The sequence below is a fragment of the Ancylomarina sp. YFZ004 genome, from assembly GCF_054254355.1.
Map to the genome: position 1 here is coordinate 281,268 of NZ_JBTCHQ010000004.1, position 24,493 is coordinate 305,760.

The 24,493-nt window shown below is 34.6% G+C and carries 15 protein-coding genes; 10 read left to right on the top strand and 5 right to left on the bottom strand.

The annotated features are described in order from the left end of the window. The first annotated feature begins 69 nt into the window (after positions 1–69). The 10 genes from ACXR6G_RS08905 (at position 70) to ACXR6G_RS08950 (ending at position 16,142) form a co-directional block, all read left to right on the top strand. Positions 70–3,708: a SusC/RagA family TonB-linked outer membrane protein gene (locus ACXR6G_RS08905; protein WP_458361068.1), complete on the top strand. Its 3,639-nt coding sequence runs from the start codon at positions 70–72 to the stop codon at positions 3,706–3,708. An 11-nt stretch (positions 3,709–3,719) separates the two neighbouring features. Beyond that, positions 3,720–5,384 carry a RagB/SusD family nutrient uptake outer membrane protein gene (locus ACXR6G_RS08910; RefSeq protein WP_458361069.1) on the top strand — a complete coding sequence of 555 codons (1,665 nt, stop codon included), beginning with the start codon at positions 3,720–3,722 and terminating at the stop codon, positions 5,382–5,384. After that, the gene (locus ACXR6G_RS08915; protein WP_458361070.1) at positions 5,384–6,457 is read left to right on the top strand and encodes a substrate import-associated zinc metallohydrolase lipoprotein; all 1,074 of its coding nucleotides are present in this window, start codon (positions 5,384–5,386) and stop codon (positions 6,455–6,457) included. Before ACXR6G_RS08910 ends, ACXR6G_RS08915 begins: the two co-directional genes overlap by 1 nt. 2 nt (positions 6,458–6,459) lie before the next feature. After that, complete coding sequence (locus ACXR6G_RS08920; protein WP_458361071.1) at positions 6,460–7,911, top strand: DUF4302 domain-containing protein; 1,452 nt, start codon at positions 6,460–6,462, stop codon at positions 7,909–7,911. 113 nt (positions 7,912–8,024) lie between these two features. Then, complete coding sequence (locus tag ACXR6G_RS08925) at positions 8,025–10,883, top strand: FISUMP domain-containing protein (protein ID WP_458361072.1); 2,859 nt, start codon at positions 8,025–8,027, stop codon at positions 10,881–10,883. Between the two features lie 399 nt (positions 10,884–11,282). Next, a complete protein-coding gene (gene tdh / locus ACXR6G_RS08930; RefSeq protein ID WP_458361073.1) occupies positions 11,283–12,314 on the top strand; it encodes an L-threonine 3-dehydrogenase in 1,032 nt (343 codons plus the stop codon). A gap of 149 nt (positions 12,315–12,463) precedes the next feature. Then, a complete protein-coding gene (locus ACXR6G_RS08935) occupies positions 12,464–13,729 on the top strand; it encodes a Y-family DNA polymerase (RefSeq protein WP_458361074.1) in 1,266 nt (421 codons plus the stop codon). Next, positions 13,722–14,156, top strand: coding sequence for a LexA family protein (locus tag ACXR6G_RS08940; protein WP_458361075.1), 435 nt, complete (start codon positions 13,722–13,724; stop codon positions 14,154–14,156). Before ACXR6G_RS08935 ends, ACXR6G_RS08940 begins: the two co-directional genes overlap by 8 nt. Next, a complete protein-coding gene (locus ACXR6G_RS08945) occupies positions 14,156–14,614 on the top strand; it encodes a DUF523 domain-containing protein (protein WP_458361076.1) in 459 nt (152 codons plus the stop codon). The genes ACXR6G_RS08940 and ACXR6G_RS08945 overlap by 1 nt, the downstream gene beginning before the upstream one ends. A 136-nt stretch (positions 14,615–14,750) precedes the next feature. Continuing rightward, positions 14,751–16,142, top strand: coding sequence for an MATE family efflux transporter (locus tag ACXR6G_RS08950; RefSeq protein ID WP_458361077.1), 1,392 nt, complete (start codon positions 14,751–14,753; stop codon positions 16,140–16,142). Here the strand turns inward: ACXR6G_RS08950 and ACXR6G_RS08955 are convergent. The 5 genes from ACXR6G_RS08955 to ACXR6G_RS08975 form a co-directional block, all read right to left on the bottom strand. After that, positions 16,120–18,321 carry a patatin-like phospholipase family protein gene (locus tag ACXR6G_RS08955; RefSeq protein WP_458361078.1) on the bottom strand — a complete coding sequence of 734 codons (2,202 nt, stop codon included), beginning with the start codon at positions 18,319–18,321 and terminating at the stop codon, positions 16,120–16,122. The genes ACXR6G_RS08950 and ACXR6G_RS08955 overlap by 23 nt on opposite strands. A gap of 46 nt (positions 18,322–18,367) precedes the next feature. Continuing rightward, the gene (locus tag ACXR6G_RS08960) at positions 18,368–20,737 is read right to left on the bottom strand and encodes a GAF domain-containing protein (protein WP_458361079.1); all 2,370 of its coding nucleotides are present in this window, start codon (positions 20,735–20,737) and stop codon (positions 18,368–18,370) included. Between the two features lie 288 nt (positions 20,738–21,025). Then, positions 21,026–22,294, bottom strand: a complete 1,269-nt coding sequence (locus ACXR6G_RS08965) for a DEAD/DEAH box helicase (protein ID WP_458361080.1) — start codon at positions 22,292–22,294, stop codon at positions 21,026–21,028. A gap of 119 nt (positions 22,295–22,413) precedes the next feature. Next, entirely contained in the window at positions 22,414–22,758 is a 345-nt protein-coding gene (locus tag ACXR6G_RS08970; protein WP_458361081.1) for a DUF5655 domain-containing protein, read from the bottom strand. An 84-nt stretch (positions 22,759–22,842) separates the two neighbouring features. After that, complete coding sequence (locus tag ACXR6G_RS08975; protein ID WP_458361082.1) at positions 22,843–24,333, bottom strand: carboxypeptidase-like regulatory domain-containing protein; 1,491 nt, start codon at positions 24,331–24,333, stop codon at positions 22,843–22,845. Between the last annotated feature and the right edge of the window lie 160 nt (positions 24,334–24,493).

Here is a 24,493-nt window from a genome sequence, read left to right on the forward strand (position 1 = left end):
GTATATCTCGGCTATTTAGAGATAAGCATCCATAATGGATGATATGTGAACCCTAAACCTTACAAATCTATGAAAAAAATGCTTCTTTTGCGAATTCCCATTTTTGGTGGAATTCGGAAGAAATGGCTCTTTGCTATGAAAAACTTTATTATTCTATTTTTTGTGTTCAGTTTAAACCTGAACGCCAATATTATGTCGCAGGCTCGTATTAGTCTGGATTTAACCGATGTTAGTATTAAAACCCTAATCAATGAGATCGAATCTCAGACGGAATTAGGCTTTTTATATAACCTCAATGAAATTAAGGGTGTTAACCATATTTCAGTTGAGGCTAATGAGGAAACCGTAAAAGATATTCTTGATCGTGTATTGGAGAACACGAGTTTGACTTATGAATTGGATAGGAATGTTATTGTAATTAAGCCTAATCCTTTACCTGTAAATAGTCAACAAGAAGGCAAACGGAAACTTATTGGTACAATTACCGACGATACAAAGGTAACTTTACCTGGGGTTTCAATCGTGGAGAAAGGAACTAGTAATGGTGTTTCTACTGATTTTGATGGAAATTTCTCGTTGGAAATACCAGAGAATGGTAATGTAACGCTTCTTGTTTCTTTTATAGGGATGGAATCACAAGAAATTGCAGTGACTAATCAAGAGCGATTAGATATTGTGATGTCAAGTTCTTCAGAGCAATTAAACGAAATTGTAGTAACAACCGGTTATCAAAAAATTGATCGTAAACTTTTTACAGGATCAGCACAGAAACTAACTGGCGAAGAAGTTAAAGTTGAAGGATCTCCTGATATCACTTCATCATTGCAAGGAAAAGCAACTGGTGTACAGGTAAGTAATGTGTCATCTACTTTTGGCTCAGCTCCTGTAATTACTATTCGTGGTAATTCATCTATCAATGGTAATAATAAGCCACTTTGGGTGGTCGATGGTGTTGAGCTTGAGGATTTAGTAGAAGTAAGTGCCGACGATTTAACTTCGGGTAACCTTTCAACCTTATTAAGTTCGGGTGTTGCAGGTTTAAATCCAGAAGATATTGAAAGTTTTCAGATTTTGAAGGATGTATCTGCTACAGCTCTCTATGGTGCAAAAGCAATGAATGGTGTAATTGTTATCACTACAAAACAAGGTAAAAAAGGGCGCATGACCGTTAATTATTCGGGAAGTGTTGCTATTAAAAATAAACCTAAGTACAGTGATTTTGATATTATGGATTCAGGTTCGGAAATGTCTATTTATAGAAAATTGGCCGACGAAGGATGGATTGATATGACAACTGTTGCTAGAGCTGAAAATTATGGTGTATTAGGTAAAATGTACGATGGTATTCTTGACGGATCAGTTGCTTGGGGCCCTAATGGTGGGCTAAACGAAGATTTCTTAGAGACTTATGGTAAAGCCAATACCGATTGGTTCGATTTGCTTTTCAAGAATAGTGTAACTCAGCAACACGCTTTTAGCTTGTCGGGAGGTACCGAGAAAAGTTCATATTTCGCGTCTATATCTTACTATAATGATGCTGGTTATACTATAGCTGATAAGGTGGATAAATACACTGCGACATTAAGAACTAGATTTAAGCCTACCGATAAATTAAGTATCGGTATTAAATTAACTGCCAATGTTCGTGACCAGCAAGTTCCTGGTACAAAAAATCGCTCTTTCGATATAATGACTGGTCAATATACACGAGATTTCGATATCAATCCTTTTTCGTATGCTTTAAATACCAGTAGAAGTATGAGAGCTTACGATGAGAAAGGTGATCTAGAATATTTCCGTCGTGGTTATGCTCCTTTTAATATTGTGCATGAGCTGAATAATAACTTTGTTAATATAGAGGTTAAAGATCTTTCGTTTCAAACGGATTTAGAGTATGCTTTAACTAAACAGATTAATGTTCGTTCAACATTCCAAATGCGTCGTGCTACTACTATGCGTCAGCATAAAATTCACGAAACCTCTAATCAAGCTGAAGCGTATCGTGCAGTGGGAACACAAGCAATTATCGATGGTAATAAATTATTATTTAAAGACCCTTCGAATCCTAATGCTAATGCATACTCTATTTTACCTGAAGGTGGTTTTCTAAATGTTAGCAATGACAGATTATCGCATTATTATCTTAGGAATACTATCGATTGGAGTCCTAGATTAGGCGAAGATCATATAGCTAATTTCTTTTTGGGTAATGAAGTAAATATTACTGATCGTGAAAGTTTCGATGATAATATTTGGGGTATTTCGTACGATAAAGGTGGTGTGGTTTCTACTCATGATAATTTACAGAAGTATTTAAATGCACTTGGCCAAGCAAGCTTTCCTACAGGGATGAGAAAAGATCGAAGAGCTTCGGTTTTTGCAACGGGTGCTTATACTTATCAAGGAAGATATATCGTTAATGGATCGTTCCGTTACGATGGATCTAATCAATTAGGAGAAAGTAATTCTGCTCGTTTTTTACCGTCATGGACAGCTTCGGGAGCATGGAATTTACATGCAGAAAAGTTTATGGAGAATGTTGAGTCTGTAGATCATTTAAAACTTAAGGCTTCTTATGGTTTTAATGGTATTATGGGACCAAATACATCAGCTGCATTGGCTATGTTCTCTGCGAAAACACTTCGTCCTACTGATAATGAAACTTATTATTACATAGCAGCTTTGGATAATGAGGATTTAACTTGGGAGAAAATGTACGAGTTAAACTTGGGTATTGATTTTGCCTTGTTTAATAATAAAATAACTGGTGAAGTTGGATATTACAATAGAAAATCAATCGACTTGATCGATGTTGTGAGTACATCGGGCGTAGGTGGTCATCAGCTTAAATATGGTAATGTTGGCGATATGTCATCGCATGGTTGGGAGTTCATGTTGAATACAAGCAATATTAATTCGGGTGATTTTAAATGGAACACAAGTTTTAACCTGAATTATCATACTAGTGAGATTACTAAGTTAATGAATACATCAACTGTATCCGAAGCTGTTTCGAATATTGGTGTACCATTAAAAGGTTATTCGCACCGTTCATTGTTTTCAGTCCGTTTTGCTGGTTTAGATAGCAAAGGTCTACCAACATTTTATGGCAAAAACGATGAGATTGTTTACGATATTAATCTGCAAAACAGAGACGATATTACTAAGATTCTTAAGCACGAAGGTTCTGTCTCCCCTAAGTACTATGGTGGTTTAACTAACAACTTTAAGTATAAGAATTTTGGTTTGAATTTTGGTCTAGTGTTTAAATATGGTAGTGTGATTCGTTTAGATGATGCATTTAAGCCATATTATACCGACTACGATTCGTTCTCGAAAGAAATTGGTAACCGATGGATGGTACCTGGTGATGAGGAGAGAACTAATATTCCTGCAATTCTTGATGAAAGAGCTTACGATGTTTTAGGTGGTGATAATGCTTATGATTTATATAACAAGAGTACTGAACGTGTAGCTAAAGGTGATTTTGTTAGATTAAAAGATGTGAGATTAAGCTATAAGTTTAATAAAGATTTACTTAAGAAGATTAATTTAAGTAATGGATCTATTTCTTTTCAAGCAACAAATCTGTGGTTGTTGTACTCCGATGATAAATTAAATGGTATCGACCCTGAATTCTATTCTTCGGGTGGTGTTTCTATGCCAGTATCGAGAACTTACACATTTACCTTAAACCTTGGATTTTAATACTGTAAGCTATGATAAATAATATAAAAATATTAATTCTTGTTTTGTGCGTATTCTCTTTATCGAGTTGCGATGATTTCTTCGATACTGTGCCCGATAGTAGAATCGAATTGGATGATTTAAATGATATTGCTGAGGTGTTAACCAATGCATATCCAGCTGGAAGCTATTTGTTTCTTGAAGGAATGACTGATAATGTTGGAGCAGTACCAAGTAATATGCAGTTAACGCAAATGGAAGAGGCATTTAATTGGGAAACTATAAGTATAGAAGGTCAAGATACACCTACATACTATTGGTCTAACGCATATAATGCCATTGCACATGCCAATCAGGCTTTAAAATCTTTAGAGACTATTGAAGGTGACGAAAATCATAAAAATGCAATAAAAGGCGAGGCTTTATTGTGTCGTGCTTATGCTCATTTTATGTTGGTAAATATTTTTGCTAAGCATTATGATGAAACAACTGCAGGTAGCGATTTGGGAGTTCCTTATATCAAGGACCCTGAAATGATTCTTTTAGTTGATTATAAGCGAGAAACAGTTGATATGACCTATCAGTATATCGAAGAAGATATGTTAGAAGGTATGGCTTTAGTTTCTAACGAGTACTATAAAAATTCGGGCAAGTATCATTTTACCAGGGAAGCTGCTATAGCTTTTGCATCGCGCCTTTATTTGTATAAAGCAGATTATTCGCAATGTTTACATTATAGCCGACAGTTGTTAGGTGATACTTATAATGCAAGCTATATTAAAAATTATCAGGAAGTTTTAGCTGGGCAAGGACCCAAAGGTAGAGCACAGGTATTTTCTTCACCTGATGATCAGAGTAATTTAATGATTATTCGTAAGAAATTAGGATACCAGTTGTATTTCATGTTTGGTTACAGAATGACTCAAGGTATTTCGGGATCTTTATATATTGGCGATGCACGTTCGAATAATATGTGGGCTGCAGGATCCGATCAATCTGCTGTTTATCAGTCTAAATTCGAACCTTTGGTTAAAAGAGCTTCTTTAACATCAAGCTCGGGATTACCTTATACTGTTCAGCCTGTGTTTCGTGGCGAAGAGGTTTTCTTTAATCAATTAGAATCTAGATTTGCACTTGCATCGAGAGAGACGAGTAGAGCAGAGCAAATTGCTATGGATTACGATATAAAGGTGGCTCTTAATCTGTTTTTATTAAACCGTTACAATCGTCCTGCTGATAATGCTGCTATTACAAGCGATGATACAAATTTCACTGATGTTGTTATCAATTATTATCGACAGACATACACCACTGCATTTCCTGACTTTACAAGAGATACTAGGTACAAAGAAACGCTAAGCAATGGTAATCCAAATCCTAGTTACGATGCGGTAGTGGCTGCTGAGATAGATGAGAAAATATATGAGCAGAATAGAATTTTACTTTATGTGGTATTTGCTGACGAACGCAGAAGAGAATTTGCTGAGGAAGGTTTAAGATGGTTCGACATTAAGAGATTAAAACTTGAAGTTGCACACACTAATTTAGCTGGCGATAAAAAGATTTTGACAGCTGACGATGCTCGTAAAGTAATCCAAATTCCACAAGCAGCTATTGCTAACGGAATTGAGGAGAATGAAATTGATGTGCCAACAGAAGTAGAAGCAAAGTTAATTAGAATTAAATCTCAACTGTAATGAAACTATATAGAAAAATAATATTTCTTCTCGTAGCTAGCCTTGGATTGTTTGCAGCTTGTGACAACGACGATGAGTTGAATTATGAGAAGGTGGTAGTAGAAGATTCTACTGACGAAATTGATGTGTATTTAAAGGAACATTTTCTTGATAAATACAATTGCGCTATTCGTTGGAGATGGGACGATAAATTTATTTCGGTTGATTATTATGTATCACCTCCCTTAAGAGATGTGGTGATTTCAGCAGCTAAAATGATCGAACATTTTTGGGTAGAACCATTTGTTGAATCTTCGGCTGGAGGAAAAGCATTTATCGAAAATAATTTTCCACCTGAGATTGTACTTATTGGATCGGAAATATTGAATGAGAATGGTACTGAGACATTAGGTTTTGCCGAAGCTGGTGTTCGTATCACTTTGACAGAAATGAATCAGTATGACTTGACCAATAAAACTTGGTTAACAACTCAGTTGCACACGATGCATCATGAGTTTACTCATATTGTTCATCAAACTTATAAGTTGCCCGAAGGATTCGAAACTTATTCAGGATCGAAATATACAGGTAACTCATGGACTACTATTACCGAAGATAATGCAATCAGTAGAGGAGTAACAACGCCATACGGAACAACTAATGAGTTTGAAGATTTTGCTGAATTAGTTTCTAATTTTATTATTCTTGATAAGGAGATTTTTGATGAGAAATATGCAGTGAAATCAGAAGCTGAAATTAGCGATGAAGTAAATAAATTGTACGATTATATTATGACTGAGGTGCATCAGACAGTAATTGATACAAGAGCTGCTGCAGAAACTGAAGCTCGTGATGCAGGGAAAACTGAAGCAGAAATTAAAACTGCAGGAGATATAGCTGTGCGTAATTTAGCTGTTCGATCAATTTCCGGTGCTCGTAAAACATTGGAAGATCTTAACGTAGGTAAAGAGTTAATAAAAGAGAAACTTAATATTACCAAAGACTATTATACTAATAAGTTTGATGTGAATTTGGAAAAATTAAGAGACTTAGTACAGGAAAGAATTACTAATGCACAAAAGAAGGAGGACTAAAAATGAAGAATATAATTTCTATTACAATATTATCCTTTGTTGTTTTCTTTTCAGCTTGTTCGGATAAAGATTTTGAGAATACGTTTGAGAAATCGGCTGAGGAAAGAGTGGCTGAAGTAAATAAAAACAATGTTGATATTTTGGCTGGTTCGGAGTTTGGCTGGATTGGTTATTATAGCTCTGATGAGAAAATCGGTGCTTGGCCGGTATTAATGAATTTTACCGACGATGGTTGGGTGAGAATTAAATCGGATAGTATTGAGTTACTACCATTAGAGAGTTTTACTACTGAGTTAAGTTACAATGTAAACACATCTCAAACTACAAACTTGGTTTTCGAATCGTCGTGTATTTTTAATATTTGGCATTCATTAAAGAAAGAAGTACCTAATGGTTCTGGTGGAACTTATCAAGTGCCTTTGGGTGGTGGTGAGTTTCAGTTTGTTATTAAATCGGCAACTCCAGATCGTGTCGTTTTAGAAAGTTTAACTGATAAAGCTGATTTTAAAACACCTCTTGTGCTTACAAAAGCAAGTGAGGCTGATTGGACTTTCGATAAAGATGCTACTAAAGAAATGAAGCGTGTATTGGCTGATGGTGCAACATCAACTAAATATTTTCGACAAGTTAAAATTGATGCTTTAAATTACTCTGGGCAATTCCGAGTTAACGAAACTTATCGTATAGTAACTTTCGACTATGTTGAAAATGATGAGATTAAGCAGTCGCAGCACAGGATGGCAATTACTAAAACGGGTTTTGTTTTGATCGATTCCTTAAAAATTGATGACAATACAAAAATTGCAAACTTTGTTTATAATGCATCTACTGATACATACAGTTCAAGCGATGGTGCTGTGGATACAAAAATAGAATATTCTAATATTCCTGGTATTATCTATTTCCCTTTTGTTAACGAGTGGGGAACCAAAGAGGGGAAGCCTGTTGATTGTACTTTAGATTATTCAGTAATGAATAATTATGCAGGTGTTGTGACTCCAGAGTTTTACGACTTGTGTAAAGGAGTACGTGTTGCTGATGGCTTAAAGAGTATTGATTTTTACATGAATAATGAAAAAAATCCTAGTGGATGGCCTACTACAATTTCTTTAAGATATTGGAAGAATGTAAATCCTCCTTTTGGCTATTCTAATATTATTGTTGATATACCTGTTGATGTTGAGCGAGTAGAAAATGAGAAAGTCATTTTTAAATTGCGTGATGATTACCGTAAAGCTTACAGAGATGAAATTGAGCATATCGATATGATATCATCTGATAGTGCCGAGGAATTAATCAAACTTTTAACTAACGAAGAAGGTTTTTATTTGATTTCTCAGACATTTTATACTCGTTACGATAACATACCTTATTCGGTAGTGATAATGATAAGCGTAGCTAATCCTAATTATCGATTTGTTACTGAATACCTAGAGTTTACAAAACCCTCTTAATCAGAAAATTACCTTAGGGTAATTAGAAGTAAAATAAATTAAATGGTGTAGCAGTAAGTACATTGTATTGTAGCTGCTATGCCTAATTACTAACCCGAAAAATAACCACTGAGATGAAAAAATTGTTTAAACTATCCCTGTTTTTAACCAGTATCTTTTTGCTGAGTTTATTCTCATGCGAAGAAGACGATGCTAAGAATTTAGAACCTTCTATTCCAACTGTTTTATTACCTATCGATAAGGCGGTAAATATTGATAAACAAATTACACTTAGCTGGAAAACGAGTATCGATCCTGAAAAGACAATGGTGAAATATACTCTTTATCTTGGAATTACAGAGAAACTGACAAAGGATGATATTAAAGTTAAAGATCAGTCAGAGACTGAATTTGATGTTGATTTAGCTGGACATGCAACTTATTACTGGAAAGTTGTAGCGACCGATGCTGTAGGCTTAGTTGCTGAAACTCCTGTAGCATCTTTTACAACTTCGAATAGTGCACCAACTAAATCGGTAGGATCTGCTCCTGCTCATGAAGCTATTGATGTTGCAAAAATTATGACTTTTAAATGGTCTGCTTCAATCGATGGTGATGCTGATGTTATTAAATACGATTTTTATTTAGGAACTTCTGCTACTTTAAGCGACTCGGATAAAAAAGCAAGTGATTTAGAAACAACAGAGTTTGAGGTTGTCGATATGAAAGCCAAAACTCAATACTTTTGGAAAGTATCTGCTATTGATGCTGAAGGTGATACTGTTGATTCTGATGTGTTTAGTTTTACTACTACCAATAGCAAACAGTCGAAACCAACTGCAGTATCTCCTGTTGATGCTGCCGATAATATTACAAGAGATATTACAATTGAGTGGACTGCTTCTGTTGATGAAGATGATGACAAAATTGTGTACGATCTGTTTTTAGCAAATAAAAAAGATTATGACACAAATTCTATGGCTTTTGTCGCAGCAGATTTAAAATCAGCAGATTTAGAAGTTACGACGTTTGATGTAACGGAATTAAATGCTCCTGATACTTATTATTGGAAAGTAGTTGCAAAGGATACTGAAGGTGTGGGCGTTGAAAGTGATGTATTCTCTTTTACTACTTTGAATTCTGCTCCAACAAAATCAATTCTTACATTTCCTGCTGATAAAGCTATCGAAGTTGAGAAGGGAATTACTTTTACTTGGGCAGAATCTACTGATGCTGAAGATCAGGCTATAGTGTATCATTTGTTTTACGGAACAGATATAAATAAATTTGAGCCAGAACACCCTACAGTGAATAATTTAGACAAGAATGAGTTTGCTGCAACAAGTTTGAAAGGACACACTGAATATTTTTGGCAGATTGAAAGTGAAGATTCAGCAGGTGCTAAAACAAAAAGTGAAGTATTTAGTTTTACAACTTTAAATGAAGCACCATCGAAAGTGGTTGACACCAAAATTGTAAATATTATCGAAGATGAAAATATAGTTGGTAAAAAAATAACTTGGACTTCGGCTATCGATAAAGATGGTGATGCTATTAAATATGATTTTTATTTAGCAAAATCGAATGAATTTACTGCCGCTCATATTGTTGGTGAAGATTTAGAAAAGACAGAATATGATGCATTAAATTTGGATGGAAGTTCTGATTACTTCTGGAAAATTGTAGCTAAGGATACTCAAGGCGCAATATCGGAGAGTGATGTTGCAAGTTTTACAACAAATAATAATGTGCCATCGAAGGCTAGTTTAACTGCTCCTTTAGATGCTGCTACAGGTATTTCTGGTTCGGTAACTCTAACTTGGGATGCTGCAACTGATGCCGAAGGGGATGCTATTACATATTCCGTATTTTTAACTAGAAGCGATGTATTTGGATCATTCCCATTAAAAACTGGTCTTACCGCTACTGAGTTAGTATATAGTAATTTAAAAGGTAACGCTACATATAAGTGGAAAGTTGTTGCTAAGGATGCTCAAGGTGGTGAAAATACGAGTGAAGTATTTAGTTTTATTACTGATAACTCTTTACCAACTGCAGCTGTATTAAATTCTTCGGTTTCTGAAGTAATTAATAACGATGCTTTAGATGTTACAATCTCATGGGCTGCTTCAACCGATGCTGATGATGAAGCTTTAGTTTACGATGTTTATTTAAGCGAAGATGCTACTTTCGATGCTTCGGATCTTAAAAAAGAAGATTTTGATGCAACAGAATTTACATTTGTTGGCTTGAATTTTACTAAAGCGTATAAAGTAAAAGTAATTACTAAAGATGAGCACGGGGCGAAAATAGAGAGTAATATAATTGATTTTACAAGCATGGAAAATCAAACTGCTGAAGTTGGTACTTGGACAGACACCAGAGATGGTAAAGTTTACAAAACTGTAACTGTTGATGGACAAACTTGGTTAGCAGAGAATTTTGGATTTATACCTGCTAATATGGTTGATGGTGATAAGCAGTGTTCAGTATATGGAGTTAATAATTCTACAGGAAGAGATGCTGCAATTGCTCATGAGAATTATTCGAAATATGGCGTGATGTATACAGCACATATGCTTGCTGATATTGCACCTGCTGGATGGCATGTAGCTACTGATGAAAACTGGCAAGCTTTAGAAAAATATAGTGGAGTACCTGAAGCTGATTTAGATTATTCGGGTTCTACATATAGAGGAACAACTGTACATAAATTTCAAGCAACCGACGGTGGCTGGAGTAATACTACAGCTCCTACAAATGAATTAGAATTCGGTGCACTTACTGGAGGTTATCTTTCCTTTTCACCATTTTCTCAGACAGATAAAGGTATGGGATCATATACTTATTTTTGGACAAATACGGGACAGAAGGATTTTAGAGGAAATATGGCTTATTTTTATAGAGCTATGTCTGGTACTAAAACAGGAATTAGTAGACGAAATAATAAAGCTTCTAATTGTAGAATGTATGTTCGTTTAGTAAAAGATTAGTTAAGTGTGTTTGACTTTTGTTCTCTATTGATTAAATAATGTAGTTTTTATTGAGTTAATAAAATGTTGTCCTTTGATTATATCAAATCACACGTAAGAGAACATTAAATAGTCAGTTTAGTTGTAATATTAAAATTCCCAGCCTTTATAGGCTGGGAATTTTGTTTTTATAATAAATTGAGTTTAGTATTCATTGTTTAAGTCGCAGTTAATTAGTCCATTGGCTTTGTTGATCGATGTTTTATATGTTTATTTAACTAATTTGTATAAATTATTAATGACATATTGATATTCTAAGTTTGTTTTTACTATTTTCGAAAAATAATTCAGAGGCTATTTTTTAGGTCTTTCAATTAGACACAAAATACTTTAACTTACAGATTTACTTATAATACGACAATGGCTAAAATGAAGGCTCTAGTAAAATCCAAAGCAGAAAAAGGCTTGTGGATGGAAGAAGTTGATGTTCCTAAAATAGGGGTTAACGATGTTCTAGTAAAAATTAGAAAAACTGCTATTTGCGGTACCGATCTACACATTTACAAATGGGATGAATGGGCTCAGAATACCATTAAACCAGGAATGATTATTGGGCATGAGTATGTCGGTGAGGTGGCTGAAATGGGAGCTGGTGTAACTGGCTTTAAAATTGGCGATCGTGTAACAGGTGAAGGCCATATTGCATGTGGACACTGTAGAAACTGTCGCAGAGGTCGTAAGCATGTGTGTGAAAACACAGTTGGTATTGGTGTTAATATCGATGGTATTTTTGCTGAGTACGCTGCTATCCCTTCAAAGAATCTGATGAAAATGAGCGATCAGATTGAGGACGAATTATTGGCAATCATGGATCCTTTTGGAAATGCAACTCATACAGCACTTTCTTTTTCAGTGATAGGTGAAGATGTACTTGTAACTGGTGCTGGTCTTATTGGTTCTATGGCTGTTGCAATTGCAAAATTTGCGGGTGCACGTTACGTTGTGGCTACTGAAACAAATCCTTACAGAATTGAATTGGCTAAGAAAATGGGGGCAACTCGAGTTGTGAACCCAATGGAAGAGAGTCTTGATGATGTAATTAAGGAGCTTGGAATGATTGGTTTTGATATAGGTTTGGAATGTTCAGGTGCGCCTGCTGCTTTCAACGATATGATTGCTCATATGTATAATTCAGGTAAGATCTCTTTATTGGGAATTCTACCATCGGAAACTAAGGTAAACTGGAGCGATATCATTTTCAAAGGTCTTCAGTTGAAAGGTATTTACGGTCGTGAAATGTACGAAACATGGTATCAAATGGAGCAAATGTTGATGAGTGGATTGGATCTTTCTCCAATGATTTCACATCGATTTGATGCTGTTGATTTCCAGAAAGGTTTTGATATTATGGAAGAAGGTAACTGTGGAAAAGTAATTTTGAATTGGGAATAAGCTCAATCTAAATATATGATTTTAAAAGCTCAGCTATTTGCTGAGCTTTTTTTATACCAGAGTATTTTTATAAATCATTTTAGTCCTTTTTTAGCGATCTAATTTTTGAAAATAAGGTTCATATTCCATTTATAAACTACCTTTGTTAGATGTACGCTTTGGTCGATTGTAATAACTTTTATGCCTCATGTGAGCGGGTTTTCAAGCCTTCTTTAATAGGGAAACCTATTGTTGTTTTGTCAAACAACGATGGATGTGTTATTGCACGTAGTCAAGAAGCCAAAGATGCTGGGATTCCAATGGGTGCACCTGCTTTTAAGTTCAAAAAGTTATTTGAGGAGAAAAATATTCATGTATTTTCTTCTAACTATGCTCTATACGGCGATATGAGTAATCGAGTTATGAATATTATATCGAGCTTTGCAGCTGATGTTGAGATTTATAGCATCGATGAGGCTTTTCTTGATTTTCATTCTTACGATTATCTTGATTTGGAAGTCTGTGCCCGAGAGATAAAAGCTAAGGTCGAAAAATGGACAGGAATACCTGTTTGTGTTGGTGTAGCGCCAACAAAATCTCTTGCAAAACTTGCCAATCGAATAGCTAAAAAGTATAATGATCGTACGGATGGCGTCTATTTGATTGATAGTGATGAGAAAAGAGAAAAGGCACTGAAATGGGTTCCTGTAGATGATATTTGGGGCATAGGTCGGCAGTATGCAAAAAAGCTTCGAAGCTATGATGTAAAAACAGGATTAGACTTTGTTCAACGTCCCGATCATTGGGTGAGAAAGGAATTATCTGTTGTTGGCTTGCGTTTGAAACATGATTTGATTGGTATACCCTCCATACAAATGGAAGAGTGTAAAGCTAAAAAATCGATTTCAACAACACGAACTTTTGAGTCGACTACTGATGACTATGAAGAGATAAGGGAACGTGTTGCAACATTTACTGTGAGTTGTGCTGAAAAATTAAGAAAACAAGCTTCATCTTGCTCAGCTTTAATGGTATTTATTCAAACTAGTAGTCATCAAAAGCATTTACCTCAGTATCAGAATTCCGTAGTCATTAAATTACCTTATCCAACCAATTCGAGTATCGATTTGGTGAAGTTTGCAATTCAAGCTTTAAAAAAGATTTATCGGAAATCTTATGCCTACAAGAAGGCTGGCGTTGTTGTTTTAGATCTTGTGGATGAATCGCAAAAGCAACTATCCCTTTTCTCAGGCGAAAATCCTAAACATGCACCATTACTTAAGGTTATGGATGCTTTAAATTCAAGGTATAAGGATAATACGATAAAACTGGCTTGCCAAGATCCTAAAAGAACTTGGAAAATGAAACAAGAGAAATTATCGCCTTCGTACACGACGAACTTGGCTGATATCTTAAAAATAAAATTGAATGACTAAAGAAAGTAAACTCCTATTTTTTATTCCCTCCAGTAAAGAGAAACTATTAGTTCCTTTCGTTAGTGCTAAAATTAAGGCTGGCTTTCCAAGCCCTGCAGCTGATTTTATTCAAACCAAAATAAGCCTTGATAGAGAACTTATAAGGAATAAAGATGCGACATTTTATGCTCGGGTAGAGGGCTCAAGTATGATTGGAGCCAATATTCACGATGGTGATTTGCTTGTGATTGATAGAAGCTTAGAGCCCCAAAACAATAAGGTTGCTGTTTGTTTTGTCGATGGTGAGTTTACGGTGAAGCGTTTAAAAATTGAAAAAGATCATGTTTTATTAATGCCTGAAAACGAGGAGTTTGATCCAATAAAGGTCACTCAAGAAAATGATTTTACGATTTGGGGTATTGTAACTTATATAATAAAAGCGGTTTAATGTCACAGGAAATCTATTTAATTAGTGCTTGTCTACTAGGTGTTAATTGTAGATACAATGGAACAAGTAGCCGAATCTTAGAATTTGATACTTTACTTGATTCTGGTCGTTTAATACCTGTTTGTCCAGAAGTTTTGGGTGGATTATCAACACCCCGCCAGGCTTGTGAAATTATCACTCAGAATGATGGGAGTAGAAAGGTGATGACTCAGAGAGGTCTTGATTATACTTCTGAATTCCTAACAGTTGCAAGACGAATTTTGGATATTAGCCAAACTTGTGGCGTCAAAAAAGTTATTCTGAAGGCTAATAGTCCCTCTTGCGGTTGTGGAAATATCTACGATGGTACATTCTCTGGTAAACTGATTGAAGGTAATGGTTTAAGCTCTCAACTTCTTCTTGCAAATGGTATAGAGGTTTATAACGAGAATAATTGGGATGAGGGCAGATTTGTTTAAGCTCTTTTTCGATCATAAGTCTAAAATACATTCATGGAGTTATTAAATTCCATGGTCTTTTCATCTACCTTCGCAGCCCATAAGATTATTGCATCTTTATTTGTGCAGTAGTCTTTTCTATCCAATTTTTCAGATAATGACTAGTAAAGCAATCCATTCATATTTCACATCATATCAAGATCATTATAAAGGCTTAATTAAACTTGGAGTCCCAGTTATCTTAGCTCAATTAGGGCAAGTTACAGTTGGGGTTATAGATAATATGATGATTGGTCATGTTGGAACTCATGAGTTAGCTGCAGCTTCTTTCGCAAATACGATTTTCTGGTTAGTAATTGTTTTTGGAATGGGCTTTTCATATGCCATAACGCCATTGGTAGGTAAGGCAAGAGGTCATTTTGATATGAATAGTGTGGGAGCTTGGTTTAAAGCTTCAATGTGGGCAGTATTAAGCATGGGTATCTTTCTGAGTATTGTGATATTTATACTGAGCCTGTTCATGGATAATATGGGACAGTCGGCTGATGTTATTATTCCTGGCAGAGAGTATTTGTGGATAATTAGCTTCTCAATAATACCCATGATGGTTTTCATGGGTTATAAGCAGTTTTGTGAGGGATTAGCAAATACAAAAGTTGCTATGAATATCGTCTTGATTGCTAATCTTGTCAATATCATATTTAATTATATTTTAATTAATGGAAAGCTTGGCCTACCTGCAATGGGTTTAAATGGTGCAGGATATGGAACTTTGATATCAAGAATTTTTATGGCAGTCAGTTTCTTTTTAGTTTTTAAAAAGGGGAAAAGCTTTAAAGCTTATGGGCAAATCATAGAAAAAGCTCAGTTTGCAATCAAGGATTTCTTTAAAATATGGAAAATAGGTGTACCGATTGGAGCTCAATTGGTAATGGAAGCTTCAGCCTTTATGCTGAGCACAATTATGATGGGATGGATTAGTGTCGCAGGATTAGCTGCTCATCAAATTGTTCTAAGTATCTCTACCATTAGTTTTATGGTTTATTTAGGTATCGCTTCAAGTACAACAATCCGAGTTTCTTCTCTTTTCGGTGAAAACAAAATTGAGGAAATGCGAAAAGCTGGTTGGGCATCGGTTCATCTTGTTATATTGATGGTTATAATTATTGGACTGATTTTTCTTTTTCTTAGAAACCAATTACCAACTTTATTTTCAGATGATCCGCTTGTAATAGCTTTGGCTGCACAGTTTATTGTTGTAATGCTTATTTATCAATTGTTTGATGGCTTGCAGATTGTATTCGGGAGTATTTTACGAGGCATGTCTGATGTTAATGTTCCAACCCTATATACTTTTATTGCTTACTTTATCGTATCCTTACCTATGGGATATTTATGTGCCTTTACTTTCGGATTAAATGAAGTTGGTATCTGGTGGGGATTACCAGCAGGTTTAGGAACAGCTTCAATTCTATTTATGTTTCGATTCATAAAACTATCGAAACTAAAACAACTTGAACAAAACTTTAGAACCAATACCCAAGATTAATAAAACCTCTTACTTTAGTTTCGACATCTGATAATCCAAAAGTTACTTCCATAGGACCAACTAATGAATTATAAGAGTATGTTAATCCAATTCCCTTAATCCATCGTCCCTTTGTTAGAGCACTATTAATATCTTCAACGACCTTACCTATATTAGGTTTAAGAATCAAGTAATTATTTTTGAATAACTCAAATTGAATATCCGTCCTGAAAATAAACGAATTGGAGGAGGCTAACTCCATGCGTCTCAGACCAACAAAAGGAACCTGAATATCAAAATAATTGGTTTGATCGAGCCCTCCTGTATAAGTATTAAATACATTGGGAATTGCCTTACCCCATACAACACGACCAAAGAATTTAGGATATAGAGTTAAACGATTATTTATAGATATTGCCTTTTGCATTTTCATATACGCAATAGAAGCAGGACGTCCGTTACCATCTAGAGCTACACCATCATTTGTGATAAGCTTGTATTCTCCATATAAACTAAAGCCATACTTAGGGTAATAACCCTTATCGTGAGAATCCATATTGATAAAAGCATAGTATGTGAAGTAATAATCTTCATCAGTTACATCAAGCTCAGGTGTCTTAATATTTGATGAAGCTCTATATAACTCCATTTTTCCGCCAAAACCTATTGAATATGATTCTCGAAAAGTGGAGTGTATATTTGCATCTAATTTTAAGTATTTTAAATCGAAACTACCAACTTTCTCACCATCTTCAAAAGAAAATACCTCAGAGTCGTTTATATCAAGTTTAAATTGGTAGCCAGGTTTTAAACCATTATCAAAATTATAAGTGGCCGTAAATCGTGGATTCTCGGATAGCTTTAAATCTAGAGATAGACTAGTGCCGTCTTGAATTTTATTTTGGAAAGTTGTATTCAGAAGAACAGATGCTTTATTATCATCATCGTAATGCATACCCACATTAAATCGATTCGAACGACGTTCAGTTACGTTAATAACGAGTGTTTTTTCGATATCGCCTTTCAGTTGAAAAACGACTTTATCGAAATATCTACTTCCATAAGCTCTATTAATACCTTTTTGAATTTTCTTAATGCTTGTCCAGGTTCTTGTTTCAATGTCCAGTTTTCCAAGTATTGTAGCTTTTCTAACATGTTTAAGGCCGTTGATCTTAATATCGTTAATAAAAAACTCAGATGAATCAGTTGTGATAGGGTAATTCTGACTCTGAGTTTTTATTAGTTGATATTTGCTTATAATTTGTTTCAATTCTGATATTTGTTCAGGCTGAACCTGTTCTCCACGAAGTATTAGAGAGTCAGCTTGGTCAAAATCTGCAACCGTATACCCAGTGATATCTGGTTTAATGTATATGTCGCATAATTTTCTATTTTTAACAAATTCTCTTTTTGCCATGAGGCTGACAGTCTGATTGATAATGTCTTCTATTGATTTTAATTGATCTTTGCTTTTAGGACCTGTCTGCACATCAACACCTATGACAATATCAGCTCCCATTTTTACGACTTCTTCTACAGGAAAATTGTTAACCATACCTCCATCTGCTAATAAAAGGCCGTCTATTTCGATTGGAGTGAATACTGTAGGAATAGCCATGCTGGCTCTAAGAGCTTCAGAGATATTTCCTTTATCAAGTACTACAGCTTCGCCAGTTTCAAGGTCGGTGGCGATACATACAAATGGAATAGGGAATTTTCTGAAATCAGTTTTATCATGATATTCAATCGTATAACGTTCAAAAAGATTGATGATGTTTTGTCCTTTCACGATACCTGCTGGAATTTGAATACCCTTTGGTTTTATAGGGAAGGAGATGACGTATCGGTCAAGGTTTACTTTATCTTTAACATGAATGAATTTTCTTGATATTTCATCTTTCAATAATGATTCCCAATCCTGACTTAAAACTATTTTTTCAATTTCTGTTGCAGAATACCCCATCGCATAAAATGCACCAATAATACTTCCCATGCTTGTACCAGAGATGTAATCAATGGGCATGTTCATTTCTTCAAGTACTTTTAATACACCAATATGTGCAAATCCTTTAGCACCTCCACCACTTAATACTAGTCCAATTTTTGGGCGTGAACTTTGAATTAAGCTATCCTTTGGATTTTGAGCTGAAAGATTAAAACCAAGGAGTAAAATTAAAAGTGAGAGGATTATTCTAGGCATGAAGACAAATTATTGAGAATGAGTTGTTCTTTAATTGTGTTAGTGATTATCCATTTAGACCAATTTCCTGAGCTAATTCTGTGATGTTTTCCTCATTGTTTTTCCCATCTTTTATTGTGACACGTAATGCACGTAAACCATATACCCCTTGTAAATCATCTAAAACTAGATTCTCGATTTTATCCTCGAAATAGTCTTTAGCTATAAGGTATTCTAAATAACGTTGGTATTCAAACATGTCATTACCCTGTGAAAAGATAATGGATAGTTTTCCTGGTTGAGTTAAGCGTTCATTGGTCCCTTTAATAACAGATTTATCAATTCGTTTTTTTACTATTTCATAACGAATATTGTATGCACCATCTACATCAAATTTCTTTTCATCCTGACGGAATTGAATTGAAAGTGTCTGAGAGTGAACCAATATAAGGGCTGTTGTATCTAATGGAATTGGTAATGACGATTTTAACTCTGCTGTTTTACGACTCATCTCACATGAAATGATGAGTTGCCATAATCGTAAATTTTTTAAATACATGGGATTATAATCCTGATTCTGAGTGATAGCTTCACCTAGATATATGTTGTGTTCAACACCATCAGTTCTGTATTTTTCAAAATAATGGGGGTACATCAGTTGCGCTTTTTCCTGTTCTTTATCTAAATATTTAATGATGCAACTATTAATCATTGCAAGTGAGTCTTCAAAATCTTTTCGGCGCTTGTAAACCATTTTCAAGACAGGGTCGAGACTATTTTTATATTGCGTAATTGCAGTCTTAAATTGCTCATCTTTGAAATTGAAATGAGAAAATAAGGGCTCAACATGCTCTTGAATAAAGTTTAGAATATTTGATTCATCACCAGATGATAACCCTTTTTTAATGCCTCTACTGTATTCTTCAATTTTATAGATAACCTGATCGTATATAGGCATCTTTTTAATGCGATATGCTTCTTGAAACACTTTCTTAGCTAAACCTAATTGTTCCAATAGATCACATTGTATACTAATATTTCTTTCATGGGAAGAGTTTCGAATGTCGATTGCACCATAGAGAGGATGTACATGTTCGAAAACGATCTCTTCCATTTTAGTGCTTTCGTCTTCTTCACGCTTTTGTAAAAGATTGTGAGCAGCTTCCTCAAAACGCCATTCTACACATGGATGAATAGCCGTACATTCTTCCTTTATGGTTGCTTGTACTTTGGTTTGAAGTTCCTCGCTTGTTCTTAATAAAGCAATTGAAAAAACGGGTACAAGGTCTTTTATTGTTCTCAGTTTGGTGAAATTGATATCATATGCGTTGGGTGATCCCAGTTCAAGAATTCCTACTAACTGATCTTCTAGAATTAGCGGTGTTAGTATGATATTATTAATTCCTTTCCCCAGAATTGCTTTTTCAACACGACCTATTCTTTCATGTTTAGATAAATCATTGATAATAATTGGCATTTTAGTTCTTAAGGTTTGCTCGTAGATTGATTCTTCGTAATCGCAGCACTCGAAACCCGAATCTCCCAATAAACCATGCCAAAAGTTGGTGCGATTCTGAACATTTCCTTGCTTAATATTTAAAGCCATTATTCCCAGTCTTAGCTGAGAATTGCCGAATAGTGAGCGAATATTCTGTTCTAAGTTTGTGAAATTAGTAGGGTTGATGATGCTGGACTTTTCAAGTAAATCTGTTTTTAGAGATGAAATGACTTCAAGGTGAGTGACATCGGTAAATTTGTATTTCATGAAACCTGAAAATTCAAACTGATTCAGAGGTAACATTTCAAGCCATAAATCCATGTCTAACGGATTATTTATGAGTTTTTTAATGTCATCGTCAGAAAGTTCAACCAATTCGTCCTTGTATTTTACATCGATATAAGTTGAATCAAAATCGAACTTGAAATAATTGACTAAACCATTTAGCTTATTATCTAATCGATATCGTATGAAATGATCCATACTGATATCTGAATTATAAAATTTCTTAAGGATGATAGAATAGGCATACATTAGCTTCGTAAATAGAAGCATGCATTTATCGTCGCTAAGGTCATCAATCATCGTAAGATCCAATGTTTGATCATCCTCGATGTTTTTGAGTAGATTGGATTCAAAGATAGGTTCATCTTTAAAAGGTTCACCTACACCACTCATCGTACTCTTTAGTTCAAGAGGAGAATAAACATATGACATCAAGATCTGAATTTGCTGATGAAATTCAGAAAGTTCTACTGGATTAATATTTTTTTTAAAGAAAATAGGATAAGCTTCTATTTGAGATAAAATGAAGTTTGCTTGAATAGCATAAGTGCTTTCATTATCGATATCTGATTTTAGAGCATTTATAAGCGGTAAAAAGCTTAAATTACTTTTAAATGGGACTTCTGATATGTTTAGTTTGAAATTTGGCTTCATAGTGCTTCTTATCTATTGACTTAACTCCTATAAGTTAATCAAATCTATTTTGTGAGGATATCCAATATAAAGTGAAAAAGATATCAATATTGCTTTGTCTTATTTGAAAGGTAAAAATACGAATAGCAATCTAAATATAGAACAAACTTTTATTATAATCGGTAAAGCCTTTGTATTAGTAAGGGAACGAGTGTTTGTATGGGTATTAAAGGCTGAAGGTAGCATAAAAGAAAGCTCCAAGTTTTACAACTCAGAGCTCTATTATAAGGGTATCAAGCAGGAAATTGTTTATTTCTGTTGCTTCTTTTGTTTCTTCTTAATTTTTTTAGCTTTAGCTTTTTTATTCTCCAACTGAAAGTCATCTGCTTCTTGCATTAGTTCCTTTAAACTTTTTGAATAATCCTCAGAGAAATCTATCGTTGTGGTATAATCATCTTTAGAGATTTCCATTTCAGTAATTTTTTTACCTAAATATTCTTCTATCTCATTTAGCATCAACTTTTCTTCTTCGCTGCAGAAGGAAATCGCCACACCTTTTTGAACTCCACGACCTGTACGTCCTACACGGTGTACATAGTTTTCATCCACATCAGGAAGGTCGTAATTTACAACGTAATCTACATTTGGAATATCGATTCCACGTGCACTAACATCTGTTGCAATCAAGACTTTAACTTTACCCGTTTTGAAATCATTAAGAGCTGTTAAACGATCTTTTTGTTCTTTATCACCGTGTATGGTTTGGGTTTCAACTTCAACCCTTTGCATGGCTTTTAAGACTCTTTCTGCACGGACTTTTGTTCTCACAAAAACAAGAATTTTACTTTCCGAGTTGTCTTTGATAAATCGTTCAAGGAAGAAACGTTTGTCATCCATCTTGATAAAGCCCACGGAATGATCTACATTTTTAGCAACCGGATCTTTTGGTGAGATTTGGATACGAATAGCCTTTGTCACCAAAGAATAAGCTAATTTCTTAATTCTAGGACTGATGGTTGCCGAAAAGAAAAGGGTTTGTCTATTCTTAGGTAAATACTTTATAAGATCTTCGATATCCTTGATAAATCCAAGGTCAAGCATATGATCAGCCTCGTCAAGAATCAATGTTTCAACATCACGAAGATAAATATGGCCTTGATGTACAAGATCGAACATTCGGCCTGGAGTTGTTATAAGAATATCGATTCCTTCTTGCAATTTGGCAATCTGTGGTCCTTGTTCTACACCACCAAACACACAAAAACTAGACACCTTCGTCTTTTTGCCAATTTCTTGAAAAACTTCTGTAATTTGAATGGCAAGTTCACGAGTAGGAACCATTACAACAGCTTTGATCCCTTCTGAGGTTTTATTTTTCTTCTTTCGATGAAGTTTGTCGATTATAGGAATTGCAAAAGCAGCTGTTTTACCTGTACCTGTTTGTGCAATAGCCAAAACATCTTCACCTTTCATAATAGGAGGAATTGCCTTGAACTGAATATCTGTAGGGCGTTTAAATCCTAAGCCTTCTAGGTTGTCTTTTACCTCTGGACTAAAACTATATTGATTGAATCTCATTGATGTGTTTCTGAATTTTTCTTATAAATAGCGTGACTTGCTATCTGAATTTTGATGGGACAAAGATACAAGAATCTTTTGATGTATAATGGCTTCTCTTTTTTGATTAAGCATGTGGATCATTTTTTGTGAATCAAATCGTAGGCTTCTTTAATCCAGATCTTAATCTGATGGTCGAATTCTGAGAGTTCACCTATTGCAATTCGGTGCAAAACACGGTTTTTAGATACTCTTTTACAAAGATAAATAGGAAAGAAATTGTCTTCCCTGTCTAATTGGAATTCAAGCACTAAATGGTCTTGTTTGGTGACGATGGATAGAAATGTAGAATTGGTATTAATTTGAACACAGGTCTTAAGGAAGATAATATCAATTGCTTCAAAGTCCTTTAAATGCGAGAGTAGGGCCTCGAAAACAATTTGAACTTTCTCATTCATTTTCCTTGTATGATATGCCTTATCCATGATATAGCAAGAATGATATTGATTCTTGCTTTTAAATTTTCGCTTGCAAGTCGGACAGGACCACATTGGCATAGAGCTCGATTATTAATCTTCTTTTTTTGCTACTTGTAGCATATTGGCATTAATTCTTTTTAAAGCTTGTTGTATGCTCTCTTCGGGCTCAATATAATTTTGACTTCCCCAAAAATCTGAATCATAAGGTAATCTAGATTTAGACATCACGGTGTTTGGTCGTAAGCGCTCTTTGTATTTGAACCGTTCAATATTAGTGGTGTCAACTTGAGTGATTGCCATTTCAAAGCAAGTTTCAAAAGTTTTGGCAAAGAGTTTACGTTTATGTCGCACTTTAAATTTGAGGTTACCTTTAGTGTGATTCAGGTAATATTTACCATTGATATTTTTATAGGATACAATGTATTCAATTTTGAGTGGACGTACTTTTGTTTTTGACGACTTATGCGCCACAAACTGATGTTTTGTTTCGCTTACACGAGTTAAAGGGTACGAAAATTCAGCTCTAATTAGGGCTAAACTTCGTGTATCTATATATAAATCACCTTGCATTAAGGGATAGTTCAGATTGGTTTTGGGTTGGAAATGAATAATATAAACAGGGTGGTTGTTGTAAGAACTAATATCATCCAAATGGAAGTCATAAGAATCCAAGTTCTCAGGATCCAGAAAGTCAATCCTGTTTTTTACGATATCAAGTTGCAAACAGCCTTCAACACCACCTTTTAAACGTAGTGATACAGTATCTAATCGATTAGAATCGTAAATTTTTCTTGACTGAAATACCTTAGCCATATCAACTCGATTGGTAGATTGATAGGATGATTTGTAGATATCAAGAATGGATTCCAGGTAAATCATATAATTCCTATTCTTACTAACTGATTCTCTATAGAATGCTGTTAATAGACTTGGGTTCTTAGGATAATTTTGATTAAAGTTATTGATAGCTGACTTGATTAAAGCCAAGGGATCCGTATTTCTAATAACGACCTCTTGTAAAGAAATATGACTCTCTATGAGCTCAATTGTGATTTCGTCGCTTGCAATTTGATTGATGGGGATTTCTGTATTATTAAATCCGATGAAAGAGAATGTAAGTGTATCGTTAAAATGCTGAGTCTGTATATTTAATAAAAATTCACCGTCAATATTGCTAATTGTACCAATAGATTTACCCCGTATACCAATACTTGCATAGGCTAATGCATGTCTGTTTTTCTTGTTTAGAATGCGACCTTTAATTTTTTTGAAACGCAATTGAGGTCTTAGAATTTTCTGAGCTAGGTTCTCCTTTTGTTTTGCTGGGAATATGATGATTTGTTTGTTAATCAATTGAAAATCTAAAGTCGAATCAGGAATAATTTGTCTTAATACATCGTATAAGATCTCTTTATTAGCAACAAGATTAACCTGTGGCTTATTTAGTAATATAGTCGCATCATAAGTAAAATAAGTATTTGTGTTTTTAGCTATTGAATCCAATGCCTTTTCTAAGCTTATTTCTTTTAAACTGATTGTTATTTTTTGATTGAGACCATTTTTCTGTGCTAAGCCTAGCATGCTCATCGTAATTAGACAAAAGAAAAGAAAGATACCTTTTGTCTGTATTTTGTTGAGTGTATGAATAAGAGGCCTAGGCATATTTAGTTGTAATTAGAGTGTAAGTAGAGGCATGATTTTTATTAGCAAATCATGTCATTATACTTTATGCTTAAGAAAT

What these genes read in the sequence shown, in the direction of transcription:
- tdh (WP_458361073.1), top strand. Translation starts at nt 11,283, where the DNA reads ATGGCTAAAATGAAGGCTCTAGTAAAATCCAAAGCAGAAAAAGGCTTG.
- ACXR6G_RS08960 (WP_458361079.1), bottom strand. Translation starts at nt 20,737, where the DNA reads ATGAAGCCAAATTTCAAACTAAACATATCAGAAGTCCCATTTAAAAGT.
- ACXR6G_RS08935 (WP_458361074.1), top strand. Translation starts at nt 12,464, where the DNA reads ATGTACGCTTTGGTCGATTGTAATAACTTTTATGCCTCATGTGAGCGG.
- ACXR6G_RS08910 (WP_458361069.1), top strand. Translation starts at nt 3,720, where the DNA reads ATGATAAATAATATAAAAATATTAATTCTTGTTTTGTGCGTATTCTCT.
- ACXR6G_RS08950 (WP_458361077.1), top strand. Translation starts at nt 14,751, where the DNA reads ATGACTAGTAAAGCAATCCATTCATATTTCACATCATATCAAGATCAT.
- ACXR6G_RS08920 (WP_458361071.1), top strand. Translation starts at nt 6,460, where the DNA reads ATGAAGAATATAATTTCTATTACAATATTATCCTTTGTTGTTTTCTTT.
- ACXR6G_RS08915 (WP_458361070.1), top strand. Translation starts at nt 5,384, where the DNA reads ATGAAACTATATAGAAAAATAATATTTCTTCTCGTAGCTAGCCTTGGA.
- ACXR6G_RS08925 (WP_458361072.1), top strand. Translation starts at nt 8,025, where the DNA reads ATGAAAAAATTGTTTAAACTATCCCTGTTTTTAACCAGTATCTTTTTG.
- ACXR6G_RS08945 (WP_458361076.1), top strand. Translation starts at nt 14,156, where the DNA reads ATGTCACAGGAAATCTATTTAATTAGTGCTTGTCTACTAGGTGTTAAT.
- ACXR6G_RS08970 (WP_458361081.1), bottom strand. Translation starts at nt 22,758, where the DNA reads ATGGATAAGGCATATCATACAAGGAAAATGAATGAGAAAGTTCAAATT.
- ACXR6G_RS08905 (WP_458361068.1), top strand. Translation starts at nt 70, where the DNA reads ATGAAAAAAATGCTTCTTTTGCGAATTCCCATTTTTGGTGGAATTCGG.
- ACXR6G_RS08955 (WP_458361078.1), bottom strand. Translation starts at nt 18,321, where the DNA reads ATGCCTAGAATAATCCTCTCACTTTTAATTTTACTCCTTGGTTTTAAT.
- ACXR6G_RS08965 (WP_458361080.1), bottom strand. Translation starts at nt 22,294, where the DNA reads ATGAGATTCAATCAATATAGTTTTAGTCCAGAGGTAAAAGACAACCTA.
- ACXR6G_RS08975 (WP_458361082.1), bottom strand. Translation starts at nt 24,333, where the DNA reads ATGCTAGGCTTAGCACAGAAAAATGGTCTCAATCAAAAAATAACAATC.
- ACXR6G_RS08940 (WP_458361075.1), top strand. Translation starts at nt 13,722, where the DNA reads ATGACTAAAGAAAGTAAACTCCTATTTTTTATTCCCTCCAGTAAAGAG.